The organism is Massilia paldalensis, from assembly GCF_044901715.1.
Lineage (GTDB): Bacteria > Pseudomonadota > Gammaproteobacteria > Burkholderiales > Burkholderiaceae_D > Telluria > Telluria paldalensis.
Map to the genome: position 1 here is coordinate 967981 of NZ_JBJCIU010000002.1, position 17684 is coordinate 985664.

Consider the following 17684-nt stretch of genomic DNA (forward strand, 5'->3'; position numbering starts at 1 on the left):
GCCGCAGCGGGTACAATCGCCGCCATGAGCACAGCGACCATCACCCTCCAGCCGTCCGGCTGGTCGTTCACGGCCGACGAGGGCGTCACGATCCTGCAGGCCGCCGAGCAGGCCGGCATCGAGCTGCCCAGCTCCTGCCGCAACGGCACCTGCCGCACCTGCATCTGCCGCGCGCCCTCGGGCGCCGTGCGCCACACGATCGAATGGCCGGGCCTGTCGCTCGACGAAAAACGGGAAGGCTACATCCTGCCCTGCGTGGCGCTGGCCGAGGGCGACGTCGTGCTCGAGCAGCGCCTTGCCAGGCGCATCGCCTGGGAAGCGTAGCAGCGCTTTCCAGAAGATGTGAGGGACAATTGAGCGCTTGCCGATATCCCGCGTCAAGCGACCGCAGGATTTATTTGGCGCTGTTCGCGTTAATTATGTGAACCGGACGTCATCGTCGCAGTCTTACCCACGGTCGAGGTAACTCATGGGGAGACTGCAATGCGCAGCATGGTGTTCGATGAGCTGTTCGCCGTCCTGACGAACTTGCCGCTAGGGATCGACGATCTGGCGCGGCTGCGCCAATGGCTGGCATCGGTCGCCCATCCGGGCGAGTGCCTGGCCATGATCGAAGGCATGGCCGGCACGCCCCCATGTCCGCATTGTGCCAGCTCCCGCGTGCACCGTTGCGGCCAGGCGAGCGGCTTGCAACGCTTTCGTTGTTGCCGTTGCCGCCGCAGCTACAACGCCTTGACGGGGACGCCCCTCTCGCGGCTGCGCAAGAAGGAAAAATGGGTGCCTTATCTGCAGTGTCTACTGGAGTCGTGCACGGTGCGCGATGCCGCTACGCTCACCGGCGTGCATCGCTCGACCAGCTTTCGCTGGCGTCATCGCTTCCTGCCGGGTGCCATGCACGAGCGTCCGGCGCAATTGTCGGCCATCGTCGAAGCGGATGAGACGTACCTGCTCGAATCGCAGAAGGGCTCGCGCCAGCTGAACCGCCCGCCGAGGAGACGGGGTGGCGTGGCCCGCCGTCGCGGGATCAACCGCGAGCACGACTGTCTGCTGGTGGCGCGCGACCGTGGCGGTCATACGCTCGATTTTCATACGGGCCGGGGCGCCGTCACGGCAAGCCAGCTGGCGCGGTGCCTGGGGCCGGTCCTGGCGCGCGACGCGCTGCTTGTCACCGATGCGGCGCTCGCCTACCGGACCTTTGCGGCGAAGGCCGGGTTAAGCCATGAAACGGTGAACGTGAAAGCGGGAATCCGCGCACGCGGTGCGCTCCACATCCAGAATGTGAACGGATGGCACAGCCGCTTCAAGACGTGGTTGTTGCGCTTTCGCGGCGTGGCCAGCCGCTATCTCGTCCATTACTCCGGATGGCAGCGCATCCTGGATGACGCTCGCCTGACGACGCCGGCCTTGCTGCTGCGCGCGGCGCTGTGTTGCCGCCGGTCTGCCGGCGCCTGACATAACTAACGCGAACAGCGCCATTTATTTTCCGGACAAAGCCGATTCGATCGCCTGCAGCACCAGCGGCCAGGATGGCGAGGTGGCCGCCACTTCATCGTAATGGCTGGCGCCCGGCAGGATGACGACCTCGGCGGCGTCGCCGGCCGCCTGCGCGCGCGCCGCGAACGCGTGCGCCACGCGCGGCGGCGAGATCGTGTCCAGTTCGCCCGTCACGAGGATCGTGCGGCTGCCGTTCGGCATCAGGTCGCCTGCATTGGTATCGGAGAAGACGTCGGGCCGTTCCTTGCTGGGCGTGCCCGCCAGCTGTTCGGTGCTGCGCTCGCAGCTGGTCTGGATCAGGGCCGCTTCGCGGCGCAGGTCGGCCAGGCCGCCCAGGCTGACGACCTGGCGCACGGGCAGGGCGTCGGGATGGTACAGCGGGCTCGACGCGGGAATGCGGGGGCGTGCCGCCAGCCATTGCACCAGTTGCCCACCGGCCGAGTGGCCCACCGCGGCCAGGCGCCGCAGGTCCAGTGGATGGTGCTGCGCTTCGCGCGCCAGCAGGTCCAGCGCCGCGTTCATGTCCTGGTAGGTGCCGGGATAGCCGCCGCCCGCCTCGTCGACGCGGCGGTACTCCACGTTCCACGACGCGATGCCGCGCCGCGCCAGCGCGCCCGCCATATTGCGCAGCTGGACGATGCCGCCGAACTCCTTGGTCCAGCAGCCGCCATGCACGAGGATGGCGACGGGGAACGGTCCCTTGCCTTCGGGGAGGAACAGTTCGGCATATTGCGACGGCGCGCTGCCGTAGTGGAAAGTGGCGCTCGGCGCCGGGCCGCTCAGGGCCATGTAGTCGGACAGTTTCATGGGGGCGGCGTGGACGGTGCCGGCGCACGCGACGGCGGTGGCGAACAGCAGGGGAAGCAGGCGGCGCATGGGTCGGCGAATGGGTAAATGGCAATGCGCCACTATAGCAGCCTGCGCACGATTGAAAAACCGGGCCCGATCTTCCATGCTAGGCTGCACCCAACGTCAACTGTGTGAAGGAGCATGCCATGAGCCAGTCGAAATCGAGCGGTAACCAGAACAAGCAGTCGGCCACCATGTCGGAAGAGGAAATGGCCAAGAGCCGCGTCGGCAAGCCGGAAAAGAGCAGCCACAACGCCAAGAGCGACGTCAAGGCGGGCAAGGATACGGGCGCCGGCGGCGGCGCCAAGCAGAAGCACCGCCGCTGAGCGGCCGCGCACCTGATGCACATTCGCGATGGAGGAACGAGCATGACTTTGGCGGACCAGGAAGCGCGCACGCCCTTGCGCGCCCATACGACCCCGGACCCGGACCTGCCGCCGCCGGATCCGCGTCCGGATCCCGACGACGTGCCGGCGCCCGCCCGCGCGCCCGTGGAAGAACCGGACCAGCCGCAGCCGCCGGTCAAGGCGGCATAGCGGCATAGCGGCATAGCGGCACGGCGAGCCCCGACAGACGCCAACGAGCGCCAACCAACGCGTCGCCCCTGCGAAGGCAGGGGCCAAATCCGCTTGCGCCTGCCGCGCGCAAACATTGGCCCCTGCCTTCGCAGGGGCGACGTCTCGAACGATGGCCGGTAGACTCAGCCCTTCGACGGTTCCTGCTTCTGCTGGCTGCCCGCATCGCCGGCATCCTGCCGGTTCGCGTGTCCCCGTGGCGGAATTTCCTTGATCATCTGGTCGGTTTCCTGCTGCGCGGGCGTACGCTCGCCGCTGCCGATATCGGCTTCGTGCAGGTTGGCCGGGCCGGATGCCGCAGGGTCCGGTTTCACTTTCGATGGTGTCATGGCATGCTCCTAGGCGTGGTCAATGTTGACTCGATCCTAACAGCCCGCACGTGGCGCCGGCGCTCGATAGGACCCCGTGGATCACTGGGAAATGTTGCCGTAAAGATACATCTTGCGGCGCATGCGAAGCGTGTGCACTAGCGCGGGAGGAAAATTTCTATAATGGCTGCAAGCCGTCGAACGACGTTGAAAAAGGAGACCCCATGAGCACCACCTTGCACAACAAGATTTATTTGGGCCGCAACACGATGTTCGGCTCGCGTCGCATGCAGGCCGCGCTGGCCCTGGGCGTGTTGACCGGACTGAGCCTGGTCTGGGCCACGATGCGCGCCATGCGCTGACGGCGCCGGAAGGGAGCGGGAGGGCAGCGGGAGTTGCCCGGCAGGCCCGCCGCCGTTACCATGGCGGGCTTGTTCCTATCGAAAGCGGTAATGAAAAACCTGAAACTGACGGGCGACGAATACGACGCCCTCGCATTCATCCGGCGCGGCGCTGCCAGCGACCGCGTCAACGCCTGCGTCGGCCGCAATGCCAAGCGCCTGTCCGGCCTGAAGCTGGTCCAGTATGCGCGCAACGGCAGCCTGTCGCTGACGGAGCAGGGCGCAGAACTGCTGTTCCTGCGCCGCTGCGTGCAAGCCCTGCGCGCCCTCGAGGCCGATGCCGCGGCGCCAGTCGACGCCGACGTAGTCCAGTTCCTCAGCCGCAAATCGCACATCGCCGAACGGGCCGAGGGCGGATTCGAACTCACCGCCCGCGGCCGCGAATCGCTGGCCGACATCGCCGCCCAGGAACCGCAGCCGCGCTGAACCGGCCGCGCTCAGCTGGCGCGCCGGCGGTCCGGATAGACCAGGGTGCGCACGGCGATCTCGGCCGGCACGTTCATCGCCGCCAGGAATTCGGCGGCGCGCTGCAGGCCCAGTGTCGGCACCGACGCCACTGCCTGGTTGACCAGGTCGCGGGTGCGCATGTCGGTCCGTGGGCGGCGACGCGAGGCCGGGGTGGCGGTCGCGCTGTTCATCTCGTTCATCTTCATGGGTTTGCCTAAGTTGCTGGAGCGCTGGCGGCTATTGTAGAAGAACGATGTCGTTTGGGCTACAAATAAATAGACCAAATGGTAAGCTTGCAAGTCGATCAAGCCGCCGCGGCACGCGGCCCGTCGTCCAGCACCGCCAGGCCGCGGCGCTGGCGCAGCAGCTGCTCGAATTCCGGCGCCGGCAGCGGGCGCGAGAAGTAATAACCCTGCATTTCGTCGCAGCCCTGGTGGCGCAGGTAGTCGAGCTGCTCGGCCGTCTCCACGCCTTCGGCGATCACGGACAGGCGCAGGTTGTGCGCCAGCGCGATGATCGAGGCGACGATCGCGGCGTAGTTGGCATCGTGGGTGATGTCGTTGACGAAGGAGCGGTCGATCTTGAGCACGTCGATGGGGAAGCGTGACAGGTAGGAGAAGCTCGAGTAGCCGGTGCCGAAGTCGTCGATCGACAAGTTCACGCCCAGCGACTTCATGCGGTGCAGCAGTTCCACGGCCGGCGTCACGTCGCTCATGAACAGGCTTTCCGTCAGCTCCAGCTCGAGGCAGGCCGGATCCAGGCCCGTGTCGTTCAGCACCGATTCGATGTCCGCCAGCAGGTCGCTCGATGCGAACTGGCGCGCCGACAGGTTCACGGCCACGCGCAGGCGGCCCAGGCCGGCATCCTGCCAGGCCTTGTTCTGCGCGGCGGCCGTCCGCATCACCCAGGCGCCGATGGGGACGATCAAGCCGGTATCCTCGGCCACGCCGACGAAGCGGCCCGGCGGCACCATGCCCAGTTCCGGATGCTGCCAGCGGATCAGCGCTTCCATGCCGACGATCTGGCCCGTCTTGAGGTCGACCTGGGGCTGGTAGTGCAGCACGAATTCGTCGCGTTCCAGCGCGTTACGCAGCGCGCTCTCGATGCGCACGCGCTCCAGCGACTCCTCGTTCATGGCCGGCGTATAGAACTGGAAGTTGTTGCGGCCCAGTTTCTTGGCGCGGTACATGGCGATGTCGGCGTGCTCGATCAGGCTGTCGGACGGGGTGCCGTCGCTCGGGTAGACGGCCACGCCGATGCTGCAGGTGACGAAGAATTCGCGCGTGCCCAGCATGACGGGCTGCGCCACCGCGTCCATCAGGCGCTGCACGATGTCGGGGGTGAGCGGTTCGTCGCGGTGTTCGGACAGGATGGCCACGAATTCGTCGCCGGACAGGCGCGCCACCGTGTCGCTGTCGCGCAGCGCCCCGCGCAGGCGCGCGGCGACCGTCATCAGCAGCACGTCGCCGGCCTTGTGGCCCATGCTGTCGTTGACGAACTTGAAGCGGTCCAGGTCGATGAGCATCACCCACACGGGACGGCCGCTGCGGTTGGCGTAGGCGACGGCCTGGCCGAGCCGGTCCTGCAGCAGCGAGCGGTTGGGCAGGCCCGTCAGCACGTCGTGCTGGGCCACGTGGTGCACGCGCTGTTCCGTCATCTTGCGCGCCGTGATGTCGCTGCCGGTGCCGCGGTAGCCGGCAAAGCGGCCATTCTCGTCGAACACGGGCTGGCCGCTGATGCAGAACCAGCGCTCCTGGCCGTCGTCGTCGATGGCCCGGTATTCGAGGTTGCGGAATGGCGCGTGCGCCTCCAGGCAGGCGCGGTGCTCGCGGCCCAGTTCGGTATCCACGAGCGCGGGCACGTAGTCCCAGCGCGACTTGCCGAGCACGCGTTCGATGCCGATCCCGGATTTTTCCGTGAAGTCGCCCGTCACCGACACGAAGCGGAACTGCTCGTCCTGTTCCCAGTACCAGTCCGAGGACATGGCCACCAGCTGGCGGAAGCGCTGTTCGCTTTCCTGCAGCGCCTTCTCCGTTTCCTTCCTGGCCAGCATATCCTCGACCAGGCGCTGGTTGGTGCGCTTGAGGTCGGCCGTGCGTTCCTGCACCAGTTCCTGCACGCGGCGGGCGCGCTGGCCGGCGGCCTGCACGAAGGCGCACAGCAGCAGCGTCGACAGCACGCCGCCCGTGAGCAGCAGCGTCGAGGCGAGGTGGGTGCCGGTCCAGGTGTGCGGCGCCGCCTGCGTCTCGACGGTCCAGTCCTGGCCGCCCGCGGAAAAACCGTGCAGCGCGCGGCCTTCGCGGCCGCCGTTCAACCAGTGCGGCGAGGGCGGGGCGAGCAAGGGCGCCCCTGCCACGGCGTCGTTGGCGTAGACGAGCCGGGCGGGCACGGCCTGGCGGGCCGCATACAGGCGCAGCAGCACGCGGTCGCCGCCCCCGAGGCCGGCACGCGCCAGCGTCTCCCGTGCCAGTGCCTCCGGCGCCTGGACGGTCGCGCCGGCTGCCGTCGCCAGGCCTTGTTGCAGGGCGGCGACGCGCACGACGCTGTCCTGGGCGAAGGCGAGCGCCTCCTTGTCGAATTCGAGACGGACGACGGCCGCCGTCAAGGCGGCGGTCGTGACGAGGCCGCCCACGAGCGTGAGGGCAGCCGCGGGCGTAAACGAAAACGGCAGTCGGCGACGCGACATCCAGGCTTCCTATGGGTTATGGAGTGCCGGCGACCGCCGGTTCCCAGGAAAATAACTTGCTCAAGAGCAGCAAATGCGGGCGCCAGTTTGTCACAGAACCCCCTGTTTCCGCAAACAAATCGTCACCTGCCGGGACGGGCCGGCTCCCTCTGTGGCAGGGGCAGGACAGTCCGGAATGTGATCCATGCAAGTAGCAGCCGCACGCCCAGCCGGTTCAGCCATCCCGCGCCCAGGCCCGCGTGGCGGGCCAGGCGGCGCTGCATGGCGGCCGCCGGGTTGGCGTCGCCCGCCACGGCGAACACGATGCGGTTGTTGCCGGCCACGCCGCGGGGAGCGCAGAGGCGGCCATCGAACGCGGCGCCGAGCGCGGCCAGCACCGCATCGTGGCGCGCATCGTAGGTAAAGACGTTGGCGACCAGCACGCCGCCGGGCCGCAGCGCGCGCCTGCAGTCGGCATAGAAGGCGGCGTCGGCCAGCCGTGGCGGCAGGCCGGCGGCGTCGAAGCCGTCGAGCAGCAGCACGTCGGCCTGGCCCGCCAGGCGGGGCAGGTAGTCGGCGGCGTCGGCGTGGACCACGGACAGGCGGTCGTCGTCGGGCGGCACGTGGAACTGCTCGCGCAGCGCGATCACGTCGGCGCGCAGCTCGATGACGGTGATGCGGGTGCGGGGAAAGTGGCGGCGGCAGAACTTGGCGAGCGAGCCGCCGCCCAGTCCCACCATCACGATATGGCGCGGACGCGGTACGAACAGCACGAAGCACATCATGGCGCGCAGGTAGGCCAGCGTCAGCGCGTGCGGGCGCGACAGCAGCATCTCGCTCTGGATGTCGCCGGGCGTGAATTCCAGCGTGCGCCGGCCGCGCACGGTGCGCACCAGCGGGGCGGGGTCGTCGTCCTGGTAGACATGGCGGTAGGGTTGGCCGGGCATGGCCGGAGTATAGGGCAAAGCCCGCCCGCGCGGCCGCCTGGCCGGCTTGTTGCCCAGGATGAATTTCTGATAAGCTGGCCGCGGTCGGCGCGACTGGCGCGAACGACCACGACTTTCGAGGGCCGATGGACTCTACCACCATGGTATTGGCGCTGGCACTGGGCAACCTGGCCCTGTGCGCCACCCTGTTCTTCTTCGAGCATGCCGAGGGCCGGCCGGCCGCCCTGTCCCCGTGGGGCTGGGCGCGCCAGGTGCAGGCCGCGGCCTGGCTGCTGCTGGCGATCGCCGCCGGCGGGGTGGTGCCGGAGGGCCTGGCGCTGCCGGTCGCCTACGCGCTGCTGTTCGCCGGCGTGGCCTGGGAGGCCGGCGCGCTGTGGGAACGGGCCGGCAAGCGCCGCTGGCGCCGCGCCTTCGTGCCGCTGCTGGTGCTGGCCATCGTCGCCTTCCTGCTGTGCTGGTGGATCGACGAGGTCGGCCTGCGCGCCATCGCCGCCTCGCTGATCCTGGGCATCCTGTACCTGGCGGCCGCAGCGGCACTGGCGCGCGGCTGGGCCGGCGCCTCGATGCTGCAGCGCTTCCTGGCCGTGGCCATCGCCTTGCTGGCGCTGGTCGTGGGCGCGCGCGGCGCGCTGGTGCTGGTGTCGCCCGCGGGCTGGGGCTGGATGAGCAACGAGCTGCTGCGCCAGCTGCACGGCGGCGCGCTGTACCTGCTGGCGCTGCTGGGCGGCTTCGGCTGGCTGCTGCTGGGACGCGAGCGCCTGCAGGACGAGCTGGCGCGCCTGGAAGTCGTCGACCCGCTTACCGACGTGCCGAACCGGCGCGGCTTCTTCCAGGCGCTGGCGCCGTGGATGGCGCTGGCGCGCCGTCCGGGCCAGCCGACCGCGCTCGTCGTGTTCGACCTCGACGGGTTCAAGCGCATCAACGACAGCTACGGCCATCCGGCTGGCGACGTCGTGCTGTCGGCCCTTGTCGAGGCGTGCAAGCGCCAGCTGCGCGACAGCGACCTGCTGGGCCGCGTGGTCGGCGTCGAGTTCGCCATCCTGCTGCCGCGCACCAGCCTGCAGGATGCCGCCATGGTGGCCGAGCGCATGCGCGCCGCCATCGAGGTCCAGCGCGTCAAGACCGAACGCGCGATGATCTCGCTGACGGCCAGCTTCGGCGTGACGGACATCCGCGCCGACGACAGCACCGTGACCCTGCTGGCGCGCGCCGACGAAGCGCTGCGCGCAGCCAAGGAAGGGGGGCGCAACCGGGTGGCGCTGGCGGCCCCGCCGGCCGGCGTACCGGAGGAGTGAGCCGGGGCGCGGTCACGTCGCGCTCGGGCCACGTTCAGGTCGCGCTCAGGTCGCATTCACCCACTGGCGCCAGCGTTCCTGGCTGGCCATCAGGCGCGGCGCCGGCGAGCAGTTGCACAGGCACAGGTCGTCTTCCAGCGCAGGACGACGGCCGTTTTCGCTGACCGCCAGCCGCGCGCCGTCGCAGGCGATCCTGCCTTCGGTACCGCACGCCGGGCAGGACACCAGGTCCCCTTCCAGCGCGCGCGGCACGCCGTCGAGCGACATCAGCGAGCTGGCCGTGATCACCTTGCCGCCCGCATCGGTCGCGGCGCCCAGCACGATGTAACGACGGCTCTTGATCGCGGTAACATACATGGCGTTCCTCCAGACAAAACCGTCAATCTAGGCTTGCCGCCAGCGCCAGCTTTGATCCTTATCATAGGGAAGGCATGCGTGTCACCCGCCGAACCGCTCTTTCGGTCGAACACGGAATAATATATATTGTTTGGTTTGTTTGACGATGGAGTATCCGATGGCGAGGACCAGTGCCGCCAAGGCCGCCAAGGCCCCCGTGAAGCCGGCCGCGAAGGCTGTGAAAGCCACGCAGGCCACCAGGCCGGTCGCGAAGGAGGCGCCAAAGGCCGGGGCGAAGACCGCGGCGAAGCCCGCCCTCAAGGGGACCGCCAAGGCCGCTGTCAAGCCCGCGGCCAGGGCCGCCAAGCCGCCGGTCAAGGCAGCGCCGAAGGCCTCGGCCAAGGCAGCGCCGAAGGCAGCCGCCAGGGCCCCGCAAGGAGCGCCGGCCAAGGCTGTGCGCACGAAGGCCGCTCCGGTGGCACGGCTGGCCCGCGAGGCCGCGCGCGGCCTGGCCGCGACCGCGAAAGGGACGAAGGCGCAGCCCCGTCCGGAAGCCGATGCGCGTCCGGTGCTGGTGCGCGACAGCTTCACGATGCCGGAACAGGAATATGCGGTGCTCGGCGCCGTCAAGCAGGCATGCCTGCAGGCCGGCTTCGAGATCAAGAAGAGCGAGTTGCTGCGCATCGGCGTGGCCCTGCTGGGCCAGCTCGACACGCAGGGCCTGCGCGCCGTGCTCGACGGCCTGCCCCAGCTCAGGACAGGCCGCCCGCCGGCCGAGTAAGGCGCTAGTGCCGCGTCGGCGGCACCGGCTGGCTGCGCGCTTCCGCGGTCAGCTCCTTCAGCTCGCGGATCGGGATGTTCGACTTTTCGTGCATCCTCAGCAGGATGGTGGCACCGACGTTCAGCTTGCGGTGCCGGATCTTGCTGATGATGGGAGGCTGGACCTCGAGGACGCGGCACAGCTCCGCGTCGTTTTTCAGCTGCATGCGCTGGATCAAGGTGTCGAGTAGTTTATTGGGAACGAAGCTCGATGGCTCCATCGCTCGCGCTCGATGCATCGCTTCGAGCAACTCCTGTTTTTTCTGCCGTACGCTCATGAATTTTCTCCACAGTGGGTGAACATTCAAGACAGATCGACTGTTTTGGAGAAACTCTGATTGGTGTTGTCCCCGTATGGATGTGTCCGTGCACACGTCGCGCCAAGCGACGAGGCAGCGTTTCTGTCCACGCCGGTATGCTTTGTTGGAATGCTACTACTGTTTCGACGAACCTGACGCACTGTTCATGAATAAAACTTCATAACGTCGGTCTTTCTGCTGGGAATTTACGTTAATTTCAATCCGGAACGTGTCAGGACGACCGTGCGGTCCGCCAACGCCGCCGCCGCATGCGAGTGGGTGACCATGATGGCGCCGGCGCCGCTGGCCTTGATCTCGGCGCGCAGCAGGTGCAGGATGCCGTCGGCCGTCTCCGGATCCAGGTTGCCGGTCGGTTCGTCGGCCAGCAGCAGGGCGGGGCGGTGCACGAGGGCGCGCGCGATGGCCACGCGCTGCATCTCGCCGCCGGACAACTGGCGCGGGAAGTCGCCGTCGCGCCCGCCCAGGCCCACGGCGTCGAGCATCCGGGCGACGCGTTCGGGGTCGGGCCGGCCGTTCAGCAGCAGGGGCAGGGCCACGTTCTGTGCCAGCGTCAGGTGCGGCAGCACGTGGAAGGCCTGGAAGATGAAACCCATGCGGGTGCGGCGCAGGCGCGTGGCGGCATCGTCGTCCAGCGCCGTCATGGGCGTGCCGTCGACGATGACGTCCCCCGCGTCGGGCGCGTCGAGGCCCGCGACCAGGTTCAGCAGCGTCGACTTGCCGACGCCGGATTCGCCCATCACGGCGACGAATTCGCCGGCCTCGAAGCGGTGCGAGAGGCTGGCCAGCACGGTCCGGCCGCCATAGGATTTGCTCAGGTTGACGAGTTCAAGCATGGGTGTTTCCGGCGACGTCGAAGCATGTATCGTACCGGAAATTGCAAGGTAAGCAGATCGGATGGCGCGGAAAGAGGCTTCCCGGGAATCCTGCCGACCCTTACACATGGGTGGCGTCTGCTTATACGCAATTCGCGTATCATAATTAAAACAGCAACATTGACAGCCATGCCGCACGGTGCGGCACGGCGCCACCAAGGATACGCGATGCTGAACCCCACTTCGATCGATGCCACCGCCGAGCAGGAGCGCCTGCACGTCCCCGCCGAGCTGGATGCCAGCCTGCGCGCGCGCCAGGCCTGGATCTCGCCCAAGTTCCTGTACGACCCGCTGGGATCGAAGCTGTTCGAAGCGATCTGCGAACTGCCCGAGTACTACCCGACGCGCACGGAAGCGAGCGTGTTCGCCGCGTTCGGCGGCGAGATCGCGCGCACGGTGGGCACGGGCAGCACCTTGATCGACCTGGGCGCCGGCAACTGCGCCAAGGCGGCCGGCCTGTTCCCGCTGCTGCACCCGGCCCAGTACGTGCCGATCGACATCTCGGCCGAGTTCCTGCAGGACGCCGTCGCGCGCCTGCAGCAGCGCTTCCGCCACATCGAGATGCATCCGCTGGGCATGGACCTGTCCGGCCCCCTGAACCTGCCGGACACGGTGCGCCCGGAACGCCGCCTGTTCTTCTATCCGGGCTCGTCGATCGGCAATTTCACCCCGGACGAGGCGCGCGACTTCCTGCAGCGCGTGCATGCCCAGTGCGGCCACGACGGCGGCCTGCTGATCGGCATCGACCTGGCCAAGGACCACGCCGTGCTGGACGCGGCCTACGACGACGCGCTGGGCGTGACGGCTGCGTTCAACCTGAATGTGCTGAACCACGTGAACCGCCTGCTGGGCGCCGACTTCGACATCCGACAGTGGCGCCATCGCGGCTTCTACAACGCGGACGCGCGCCGCGTCGAGATGCACCTGGAAGCGAAGAGCGCGCAGCTGGTGAGCTGGCGCGGCGGCAGCCGCCGCTTCGAGGCCGGCGAGTGGATCCATACGGAGAACAGCTACAAGTACCGCCAGAGCGATGCCGTCGGCCTGCTCGAGCAATCGGGCTTTGCCGCCACCAAGGTCTGGACCGACCCGCAGGGCTGGTTCGCCGTGATCCACGCGCGCGCACTGTCGCACTGATCCGACTGGGGAAAGCCATGGGAGCCAACGAACACCGCCCGGAACTGGAATTCGCCCACGTGCGCCAGCGCTCGACCCACCTGGCCGAGCCGCTGTCGCCGGAAGACTGCTGCGCGCAGTCGATGCCCGACGCCAGCCCCGTCAAGTGGCACCTGGCGCATACCACCTGGTTCTTCGAGACCTTCATCCTCGAACCGCGCGAACCGGACTTCCAGCCCTTCCACCCGGCGTTCCGGGTGCTGTTCAACTCGTACTACAACACCGTCGGCGACAAGCACCCGCGCCCGCGCCGCGGCCTGCTCACGCGGCCCGCGCTGGCCGACGTGCTGGCCTACCGCCAGGACGTCGACCGGCGCGTGATGCGCCTGCTGGCGGCGCACGGCCAGGATGCCGAGCTGGCCGCGCTGATCCAGCTGGGCCTGCAGCACGAACAGCAGCACCAGGAACTGCTGCTCACCGACGTCAAGCACCTGCTGGCGCAGAACCCCTTGTACCCCGCCTACCACGACTCGCCGCTGGCGGCGTCGCACCCGGCGCAGCCGCTGTCCTGGATCGCCTTCGACGGCGGCCTGGCCGAGATCGGCCACGAGGGTCGCGGCTTCTCGTTCGACAACGAGCTGCCGCGCCACCGCCAGTACGTGGCGCCGTTCGCGCTGGCCTCGCGCCTCGTCACCAATGCCGAGTATCGCGAATTCATCGAGGCCGGCGGCTACCGCGACCCGGACCTGTGGCTGGCCGAGGGCTGGGACAAGGTCTGCAGCGGCGAGCTGGGCCATCCGCTGTACTGGGTCGAGGACGAGGGCGGCGCCTGGCGCGAATTCACGCTGCACGGCCTGCAGCCGCTCGATCCGGTGCGTCCCGTCACGCACGTGTCGATGTACGAAGCGGACGCCTACGCGCGCTGGCGCGGCGCGCGCCTGCCCACCGAGGCCGAGTGGGAATTCGCGGCGCGCGACGTGGCGCTCGCCTGCGGCGATATGCATCCGCGCGCGGCCGGTGCCGCCGGCCTGTCCCAGATGTTCGGCGAATGCTGGCAGTGGACCAGCAGCAGCTACGCACCGTATCCCGGCTTCGCGCCGGCGCCCGGCGCCCTGGGCGAATACAACGGCAAGTTCATGGTCAACCAGTACGTGCTGCGCGGTTCGTCCTGCGCCACGCCGCACGGCCATGCCCGCGCCAGCTACCGCAACTTCTTCCCGGCCGGCGCGCGCTGGCAGTTCACCGGCATCAGGCTGGCGCGATGAAAGGGGCGCGCGGCCTGCGCCTGCGGATCCTGAACCGGCGCGCCAATGCCTACATCGTCGCCCACCCGCTCGACTTCACGCTGGCGGTACTGAAGGCGTTCCGCGCCAACCAGGGCCTGCTGCTGGCCGGCGCCGTCGCCTATTACGCGCTGCTGTCGATCGTCCCGTTCCTGATGCTGGTCGTGGTGGCACTGTCCCACTTCATCGACCAGGGCGAGCTGCTGGTGACGCTGCGCCGCTATCTCGAATTGCTGGTGCCGGGCCAGTCCGGCTCGATCGTCGCCGAGGTCGCGCATTTCCTCGACACGCGCGACCTGATCACCTGGGTCCTCGCAGCCACCATGCTGTTCTTCAGCTCCTTCGCCTTCACGGTGCTGGAAAACGCCATGAGCGTCATCTTCGTGCACCGCGTGGCCGTGCGCCGGCGCCACTTCCTCGTCTCCGCGCTGCTGCCGTACTGCTACATCCTGGCGCTGGGCTTCGGCGTGATGATCGTGACCCTCGTCGCCGGCACGCTGCAGGTGATCGGCACCGAGAGCGTCGACCTGTTCGGCTACAGCTGGTCGCTGCACGGCGTCTCGGGCGCGCTGCTGTACCTGCTCGGCCTGGCCGGCGAGATCCTCGTGCTGACCTCGATCTACCTCGTGATGCCGGCCGGACGCCTGTCGCTGTCGCACGCGCTCGTCGGCGGCGTGACGGCGGCGCTGCTGTGGGAAGTGGCGCGCCACGTGCTGGTCTGGTACTTCTCCACGCTGTCCAAGGTGAACCTCGTGTACGGCTCTATGAGCACGGCCATCGTCGTCATGTTCAGCCTGGAGATCGCGGCGGCGCTGCTGCTGTTCGGCGCCCAGGTGATCGCGGAATACGAGCGCGTGGGCCAGGGCGGGCGCGAGGGCGAGGCGCCCCAGCCGATTTAATCGCGCCGGAGCGCGGGATCGCCGCGCAGCGCCAGCGGCAGCGCGCGCGCCCAGCGGTTCGAGGACAGCGAGAATGACAGCGCGCGCACCTGGTGGTACCAGCCCGCCGGCACGTACAGCATCTCGCCCGGCCCCACGACCACGTCCACCAGCCGCGCCTGGCGCGCCAGCGGATAGCGGTCGAAATCGGGATGTTCCGGGTCGAACGGGGAGCCGAACAGCACGGGGTTCGCCGGCTTCACGTACAGGAACGCGTCGTGGTGGGGCGGGGCCAGGAAGATGCGCTTGCTGCCCCACACCTGGGCGAAGATATTGTCGTCGTAGTCGCAGTGCAGCGGCGTGACGGTGCCCCCGGGGCCGAGCCAGAAGCGCGGCGGCCCCATCTTCTCGAACCAGCCGGGCCAGTGGCACAGGGCGTTCAGCTCGCGCAATTCCAGGTTGCCGACGTAGGGCGGCAGCGCGTGGCCGTCATGCTCGGCCAGGTCGAGGTAGTCGCGCATCGCCATGTCGCGCATCGCGCGGTCCGGCGCGAACGCCGTGCCGATGTAGTCGCCCACGCGGGCCCGCACGGGCACGTGGCCATAGCGCTCGCGCAGGACGGACGGGGGCAGGGCGGCGAGCGGCCAGCGGCTGGCCACGCCTTCGACGAGGAAGGGCAGGCCTTGCTCTGCGCGGGCGCGGAACGCGGCGGCGTCGGGACGCTTGACGCGCGGGACCGCATGCAGCGGCGGCTGCGTGCTTGCGGACGCCTTGATGGCATCGCGCATGGCCTGCATGGAGACGACGCCGCGGGCGCGGGCGTCGCGCTCGGCCCGCTCCTGCTGCAGGGCGTCGTCGTGCGGCGCGGCCTGGCGCGAGGCTTCCAGCGGCGGCAGGCGGCGCGCATCCTGCGCCTGGGGGTCTTCTTCGAACATGGTCTGTGCGTGCGTCGATCGTCGGTCGGCACGCATTGTATGCGAAGGGACCCGCGCCCGGAAGCGGCGGCTCAGGCGCGGCGGCGCGCCCCCACGGCGAGCAGCAGCAGGCCGGCCGCGGCCATCGCGCCCGTGGCCGGCTCGGGGACCGGCGCCGGCACGATGGCGAACATGGTCGCGTCGGTCCAGGTGTAATGGCGGTCGTCCGCGCTCTGGTAACCGTAGGAGTAGCTGGTCGCTTCGCGGCCGCTCGTCACCGAGCCGCTCCAACCCGAAAAATACTCGTCGTAGCCGTACCAGCCGGCGGAAAAGTCGAGGTCGCCCGTGAGGGCGTAGCGGAAGCGGGAGATGGTGCAGCGGCCGTAGGGGCTCGGGTACGCCATGCAGGACATGTAGTCGCGCCCCATGACGTCGAAGCCCGTCAGCTCGTTCAGCGCGATGGCGCCGTCGCCGTCCAGGTCCGAGCCCGTGAAGCTGCCGGAGACCGTGTATTCGGGCAGGAAGCCCTCCCAATGCGTGCTGCCCTCGTAGAGGTTGTCCGTATCGACCGTCGCGTAAAAGCCGGTATAGGCGAATTGCCAGGTCGTGGGCGCGGCATGGGCCGTGCAGGCGGCAGCCAGCAGGACGGCAGGCAGGATGGTACGCATCGTGAATCTCCCGTGAGGGTGGCCAGCTGCCAGGTTAGCACCGGACGCGGCGCACGTAAGTACGCACGCGTTCGCTGTTACGGGAATGCGACTCGGCAGTAAGGCCGATGCCTCTTACTTCGTGATGCGCAGGATGGCCGTGGCAAGGCGCGAGAAGCAGGGCGTCAGGTCCGCTTCGGTGGCTGCGTAGCAGTACATGCCCACGGGCTGGTTCGGCTTGTAGCAGCGCGACGGCGCGTCGGGCACGTTGGCCATGCACTTGAGGAAATCCTCGCCGACCTCGCCGTCGATCGTCTTTTTCAGGTCGCTGCCCAGACCCAGCGTGAATACGTAGATGCCTTCCGCGCGCGACTGGGCGGCCATTGCCTCGGGGAGGTTGCGGGCGACACGGCCGATGTTAATTGCGCCTACGGTGAGGTTCGTGAGGTCGGTCGTCGTCACTTGACGAGGCGTATCGGTCAATAGCGGATACGTGACGGAGTCAGGATGAGCATTGTACGTATCGGGCATGCGCTTGATGTTCGAGACCGCTTGCTGCTGGTACGTGTAGCCATAATAGGTGTACTTTTCTACACGTGTCGCCTCGCACCCGGCCATGGGCGCGCCGTTCGAGTCGTTGATAGGAAATAGACCGCTATATCCACCGAGATTTGTAGGAGGCGAGTTATCGATCGCGCCGACCTTTGTGCAGTAGTAGCCCGGATTGAACGTGAAGGACGATGAGAACGATGTCGGTACGCCGTCCGAGAAAAATACGATTACGCGCATGACAGAGCGGCTACCCGAAGGAATCGAATTCAGCTGGTTGCGGGCGTGCCAGAAGCCTTCGGAAGAATTCGTTCCGTTGCCGAATTGAAATGCGTCGATGTTCGTGTTCATTGATGCACGGTTAAATCCGCGCGTGCTACTCATTGCGTTGTCGACCTCCGCGCCGCCGGCGAAATGGATCAGCGCGACACGGTCTTGGCTGGCATTGAACTTGTTGAGAAAGGACTTTGCGGAAGCTTGCACGACACTGGCTGAACTCTTCAAGGAACCTGAGGTGTCGACCACCAGCGCCATGTCTAAGTCGTTGCGGACCGTCTGCGCATACGCCACCGGCTTCAGGCTCGTGAAGCCCAGCACCTGCATGAACGAGACCGGCAGCGGCGCCTCCGCCGTCACGTCGATGGTGGCGCGGCCGCCATTGAATGTGACGTTCGTGCTGAGCAGCTTCGGCTTCGAGAACATATAGCTCGTCGGGATATTGGCCGCGAAGAAGGTCGCGGCCGCAGCCTGCGCGCTGGCGATCTGCGCGGCCTGGGTGCTGCCATCCGTGACGGCGCGGGCGCCCGCCAGGGCCGCCGAGTCGACGGCGGCGTTCAGGCGCGCCTTGACCAGGTAGGCCAGGCCGGCGTCGACGACGAGGCCGACGGCGCCGAGCAGCACGACCATCGAGATGGCCACCATGATGGCGACGGCGCCGCCTTGCCTGCTGGGAGTGGGGGAGCGCTGGAACAT

General features: G+C 68.1%; 22 protein-coding genes. 11 read left to right on the forward strand and 11 right to left on the reverse strand.

Features of this window, described 5'->3' with window-relative positions:
- The first annotated feature begins 24 nt into the window (after positions 1-24).
- Complete coding sequence (locus tag ACI1V7_RS14045) at positions 25-324, forward strand: 2Fe-2S iron-sulfur cluster-binding protein (RefSeq protein WP_404532368.1); 300 nt, start codon at positions 25-27, stop codon at positions 322-324.
- Positions 325-483: 159 nt separating this feature from the next.
- The gene (locus ACI1V7_RS14050; RefSeq protein WP_404532369.1) at positions 484-1452 is read left to right on the forward strand and encodes an IS1595 family transposase; all 969 of its coding nucleotides are present in this window, start codon (positions 484-486) and stop codon (positions 1450-1452) included.
- A 24-nt stretch (positions 1453-1476) separates the two neighbouring features.
- Here ACI1V7_RS14050 and ACI1V7_RS14055 read toward each other — a convergent pair whose 3' ends face one another.
- Positions 1477-2370 carry an alpha/beta hydrolase gene (locus tag ACI1V7_RS14055; protein WP_404532370.1) on the reverse strand — a complete coding sequence of 298 codons (894 nt, stop codon included), beginning with the start codon at positions 2368-2370 and terminating at the stop codon, positions 1477-1479.
- A 119-nt stretch (positions 2371-2489) separates the two neighbouring features.
- Here ACI1V7_RS14055 and ACI1V7_RS14060 point away from each other — a divergent pair, with 119 nt between their 5' ends.
- The gene (locus ACI1V7_RS14060; RefSeq protein WP_404532372.1) at positions 2490-2669 is read left to right on the forward strand and encodes a hypothetical protein; all 180 of its coding nucleotides are present in this window, start codon (positions 2490-2492) and stop codon (positions 2667-2669) included.
- A gap of 42 nt (positions 2670-2711) precedes the next feature.
- Positions 2712-2879 carry a hypothetical protein gene (locus tag ACI1V7_RS14065; RefSeq protein WP_404532373.1) on the forward strand — a complete coding sequence of 56 codons (168 nt, stop codon included), beginning with the start codon at positions 2712-2714 and terminating at the stop codon, positions 2877-2879.
- Positions 2880-3043: 164 nt separating this feature from the next.
- Here the strand turns inward: ACI1V7_RS14065 and ACI1V7_RS14070 are convergent, their stop codons facing one another.
- A complete protein-coding gene (locus ACI1V7_RS14070; protein WP_404532374.1) occupies positions 3044-3247 on the reverse strand; it encodes a hypothetical protein in 204 nt (67 codons plus the stop codon).
- A 203-nt stretch (positions 3248-3450) separates the two neighbouring features.
- On the opposite strand from ACI1V7_RS14070, the gene ACI1V7_RS14075 reads away from it, so the two are divergent.
- The gene (locus tag ACI1V7_RS14075; RefSeq protein WP_290415105.1) at positions 3451-3588 is read left to right on the forward strand and encodes a hypothetical protein; all 138 of its coding nucleotides are present in this window, start codon (positions 3451-3453) and stop codon (positions 3586-3588) included.
- Between the two features lie 90 nt (positions 3589-3678).
- A complete protein-coding gene (locus ACI1V7_RS14080; RefSeq protein WP_404532375.1) occupies positions 3679-4053 on the forward strand; it encodes a hypothetical protein in 375 nt (124 codons plus the stop codon).
- A gap of 11 nt (positions 4054-4064) precedes the next feature.
- On the opposite strand, the gene ACI1V7_RS14085 is transcribed toward ACI1V7_RS14080, so the two are convergent.
- The 3 genes from ACI1V7_RS14085 to ACI1V7_RS14095 form a co-directional block, all read right to left on the reverse strand.
- A complete protein-coding gene (locus ACI1V7_RS14085) occupies positions 4065-4280 on the reverse strand; it encodes a hypothetical protein (RefSeq protein ID WP_404532377.1) in 216 nt (71 codons plus the stop codon).
- Between the two features lie 98 nt (positions 4281-4378).
- Positions 4379-6760: a putative bifunctional diguanylate cyclase/phosphodiesterase gene (locus tag ACI1V7_RS14090; RefSeq protein ID WP_404532378.1), complete on the reverse strand. Its 2382-nt coding sequence runs from the start codon at positions 6758-6760 to the stop codon at positions 4379-4381.
- 122 nt (positions 6761-6882) lie between these two features.
- Positions 6883-7686, reverse strand: a complete 804-nt coding sequence (locus tag ACI1V7_RS14095; RefSeq protein ID WP_404532379.1) for a spermine/spermidine synthase domain-containing protein — start codon at positions 7684-7686, stop codon at positions 6883-6885.
- 125 nt (positions 7687-7811) lie between these two features.
- Between ACI1V7_RS14095 and ACI1V7_RS14100 the strand changes: the two genes are divergently transcribed.
- On the forward strand, positions 7812-8981 hold the full coding sequence (locus tag ACI1V7_RS14100) for a GGDEF domain-containing protein (RefSeq protein ID WP_404532381.1): 1170 nt from the start codon (positions 7812-7814) through the stop codon (positions 8979-8981).
- A gap of 45 nt (positions 8982-9026) precedes the next feature.
- On the opposite strand, the gene ACI1V7_RS14105 is transcribed toward ACI1V7_RS14100, so the two are convergent.
- The gene (locus ACI1V7_RS14105) at positions 9027-9338 is read right to left on the reverse strand and encodes a PAAR domain-containing protein (protein WP_404532383.1); all 312 of its coding nucleotides are present in this window, start codon (positions 9336-9338) and stop codon (positions 9027-9029) included.
- A 157-nt stretch (positions 9339-9495) separates the two neighbouring features.
- Here ACI1V7_RS14105 and ACI1V7_RS14110 point away from each other — a divergent pair, with 157 nt between their 5' ends.
- Positions 9496-10098, forward strand: a complete 603-nt coding sequence (locus ACI1V7_RS14110; RefSeq protein WP_404532384.1) for a hypothetical protein — start codon at positions 9496-9498, stop codon at positions 10096-10098.
- A 4-nt stretch (positions 10099-10102) separates the two neighbouring features.
- On the opposite strand, the gene ACI1V7_RS14115 is transcribed toward ACI1V7_RS14110, so the two are convergent.
- Positions 10103-10414 (reverse strand): hypothetical protein, encoded by a 312-nt coding sequence (locus ACI1V7_RS14115; RefSeq protein WP_404532386.1) that lies wholly within the window; start codon positions 10412-10414, stop codon positions 10103-10105.
- A gap of 227 nt (positions 10415-10641) precedes the next feature.
- Entirely contained in the window at positions 10642-11289 is a 648-nt protein-coding gene (locus ACI1V7_RS14120; protein ID WP_404532388.1) for an ABC transporter ATP-binding protein, read from the reverse strand.
- A gap of 207 nt (positions 11290-11496) precedes the next feature.
- Here ACI1V7_RS14120 and egtD point away from each other — a divergent pair, with 207 nt between their 5' ends.
- From egtD to ACI1V7_RS14135, 3 genes are read left to right on the forward strand one after another with little or no spacing between them, the layout of a single operon-like run.
- Positions 11497-12462: an L-histidine N(alpha)-methyltransferase gene (gene egtD / locus ACI1V7_RS14125; RefSeq protein WP_404532389.1), complete on the forward strand. Its 966-nt coding sequence runs from the start codon at positions 11497-11499 to the stop codon at positions 12460-12462.
- Positions 12463-12479: 17 nt separating this feature from the next.
- Positions 12480-13706, forward strand: a complete 1227-nt coding sequence (gene egtB / locus ACI1V7_RS14130; protein WP_404532391.1) for an ergothioneine biosynthesis protein EgtB — start codon at positions 12480-12482, stop codon at positions 13704-13706.
- On the forward strand, positions 13703-14623 hold the full coding sequence (locus tag ACI1V7_RS14135; protein ID WP_404532392.1) for a YihY/virulence factor BrkB family protein: 921 nt from the start codon (positions 13703-13705) through the stop codon (positions 14621-14623). Before egtB ends, ACI1V7_RS14135 begins: the two co-directional genes overlap by 4 nt.
- Here ACI1V7_RS14135 and ACI1V7_RS14140 read toward each other — a convergent pair.
- From ACI1V7_RS14140 to ACI1V7_RS14150, 3 genes are all read right to left on the reverse strand, one after another.
- A complete protein-coding gene (locus ACI1V7_RS14140) occupies positions 14620-15537 on the reverse strand; it encodes a cupin-like domain-containing protein (RefSeq protein ID WP_404532393.1) in 918 nt (305 codons plus the stop codon). The two genes, ACI1V7_RS14135 and ACI1V7_RS14140, sit on opposite strands and share 4 nt — an antisense overlap.
- A gap of 71 nt (positions 15538-15608) precedes the next feature.
- On the reverse strand, positions 15609-16184 hold the full coding sequence (locus ACI1V7_RS14145) for a PEP-CTERM sorting domain-containing protein (protein WP_404532394.1): 576 nt from the start codon (positions 16182-16184) through the stop codon (positions 15609-15611).
- Positions 16185-16298: 114 nt separating this feature from the next.
- Positions 16299-17684, reverse strand: coding sequence for a VWA domain-containing protein (locus ACI1V7_RS14150; RefSeq protein ID WP_404532395.1), 1386 nt, complete (start codon positions 17682-17684; stop codon positions 16299-16301).

What these genes read in the sequence shown, in the direction of transcription:
- ACI1V7_RS14045 (WP_404532368.1), top strand. Translation starts at nt 25, where the DNA reads ATGAGCACAGCGACCATCACCCTCCAGCCGTCCGGCTGGTCGTTCACG.
- ACI1V7_RS14050 (WP_404532369.1), top strand. Translation starts at nt 484, where the DNA reads ATGCGCAGCATGGTGTTCGATGAGCTGTTCGCCGTCCTGACGAACTTG.
- ACI1V7_RS14055 (WP_404532370.1), bottom strand. Translation starts at nt 2,370, where the DNA reads ATGCGCCGCCTGCTTCCCCTGCTGTTCGCCACCGCCGTCGCGTGCGCC.
- ACI1V7_RS14060 (WP_404532372.1), top strand. Translation starts at nt 2,490, where the DNA reads ATGAGCCAGTCGAAATCGAGCGGTAACCAGAACAAGCAGTCGGCCACC.
- ACI1V7_RS14065 (WP_404532373.1), top strand. Translation starts at nt 2,712, where the DNA reads ATGACTTTGGCGGACCAGGAAGCGCGCACGCCCTTGCGCGCCCATACG.
- ACI1V7_RS14070 (WP_404532374.1), bottom strand. Translation starts at nt 3,247, where the DNA reads ATGACACCATCGAAAGTGAAACCGGACCCTGCGGCATCCGGCCCGGCC.
- ACI1V7_RS14075 (WP_290415105.1), top strand. Translation starts at nt 3,451, where the DNA reads ATGAGCACCACCTTGCACAACAAGATTTATTTGGGCCGCAACACGATG.
- ACI1V7_RS14080 (WP_404532375.1), top strand. Translation starts at nt 3,679, where the DNA reads ATGAAAAACCTGAAACTGACGGGCGACGAATACGACGCCCTCGCATTC.
- ACI1V7_RS14085 (WP_404532377.1), bottom strand. Translation starts at nt 4,280, where the DNA reads ATGAAGATGAACGAGATGAACAGCGCGACCGCCACCCCGGCCTCGCGT.
- ACI1V7_RS14090 (WP_404532378.1), bottom strand. Translation starts at nt 6,760, where the DNA reads ATGTCGCGTCGCCGACTGCCGTTTTCGTTTACGCCCGCGGCTGCCCTC.
- ACI1V7_RS14095 (WP_404532379.1), bottom strand. Translation starts at nt 7,686, where the DNA reads ATGCCCGGCCAACCCTACCGCCATGTCTACCAGGACGACGACCCCGCC.
- ACI1V7_RS14100 (WP_404532381.1), top strand. Translation starts at nt 7,812, where the DNA reads ATGGACTCTACCACCATGGTATTGGCGCTGGCACTGGGCAACCTGGCC.
- ACI1V7_RS14105 (WP_404532383.1), bottom strand. Translation starts at nt 9,338, where the DNA reads ATGTATGTTACCGCGATCAAGAGCCGTCGTTACATCGTGCTGGGCGCC.
- ACI1V7_RS14110 (WP_404532384.1), top strand. Translation starts at nt 9,496, where the DNA reads ATGGCGAGGACCAGTGCCGCCAAGGCCGCCAAGGCCCCCGTGAAGCCG.
- ACI1V7_RS14115 (WP_404532386.1), bottom strand. Translation starts at nt 10,414, where the DNA reads ATGAGCGTACGGCAGAAAAAACAGGAGTTGCTCGAAGCGATGCATCGA.
- ACI1V7_RS14120 (WP_404532388.1), bottom strand. Translation starts at nt 11,289, where the DNA reads ATGCTTGAACTCGTCAACCTGAGCAAATCCTATGGCGGCCGGACCGTG.
- egtD (WP_404532389.1), top strand. Translation starts at nt 11,497, where the DNA reads ATGCTGAACCCCACTTCGATCGATGCCACCGCCGAGCAGGAGCGCCTG.
- egtB (WP_404532391.1), top strand. Translation starts at nt 12,480, where the DNA reads ATGGGAGCCAACGAACACCGCCCGGAACTGGAATTCGCCCACGTGCGC.
- ACI1V7_RS14135 (WP_404532392.1), top strand. Translation starts at nt 13,703, where the DNA reads ATGAAAGGGGCGCGCGGCCTGCGCCTGCGGATCCTGAACCGGCGCGCC.
- ACI1V7_RS14140 (WP_404532393.1), bottom strand. Translation starts at nt 15,537, where the DNA reads ATGTTCGAAGAAGACCCCCAGGCGCAGGATGCGCGCCGCCTGCCGCCG.
- ACI1V7_RS14145 (WP_404532394.1), bottom strand. Translation starts at nt 16,184, where the DNA reads ATGCGTACCATCCTGCCTGCCGTCCTGCTGGCTGCCGCCTGCACGGCC.
- ACI1V7_RS14150 (WP_404532395.1), bottom strand. Translation starts at nt 17,684, where the DNA reads ATGTTCCAGCGCTCCCCCACTCCCAGCAGGCAAGGCGGCGCCGTCGCC.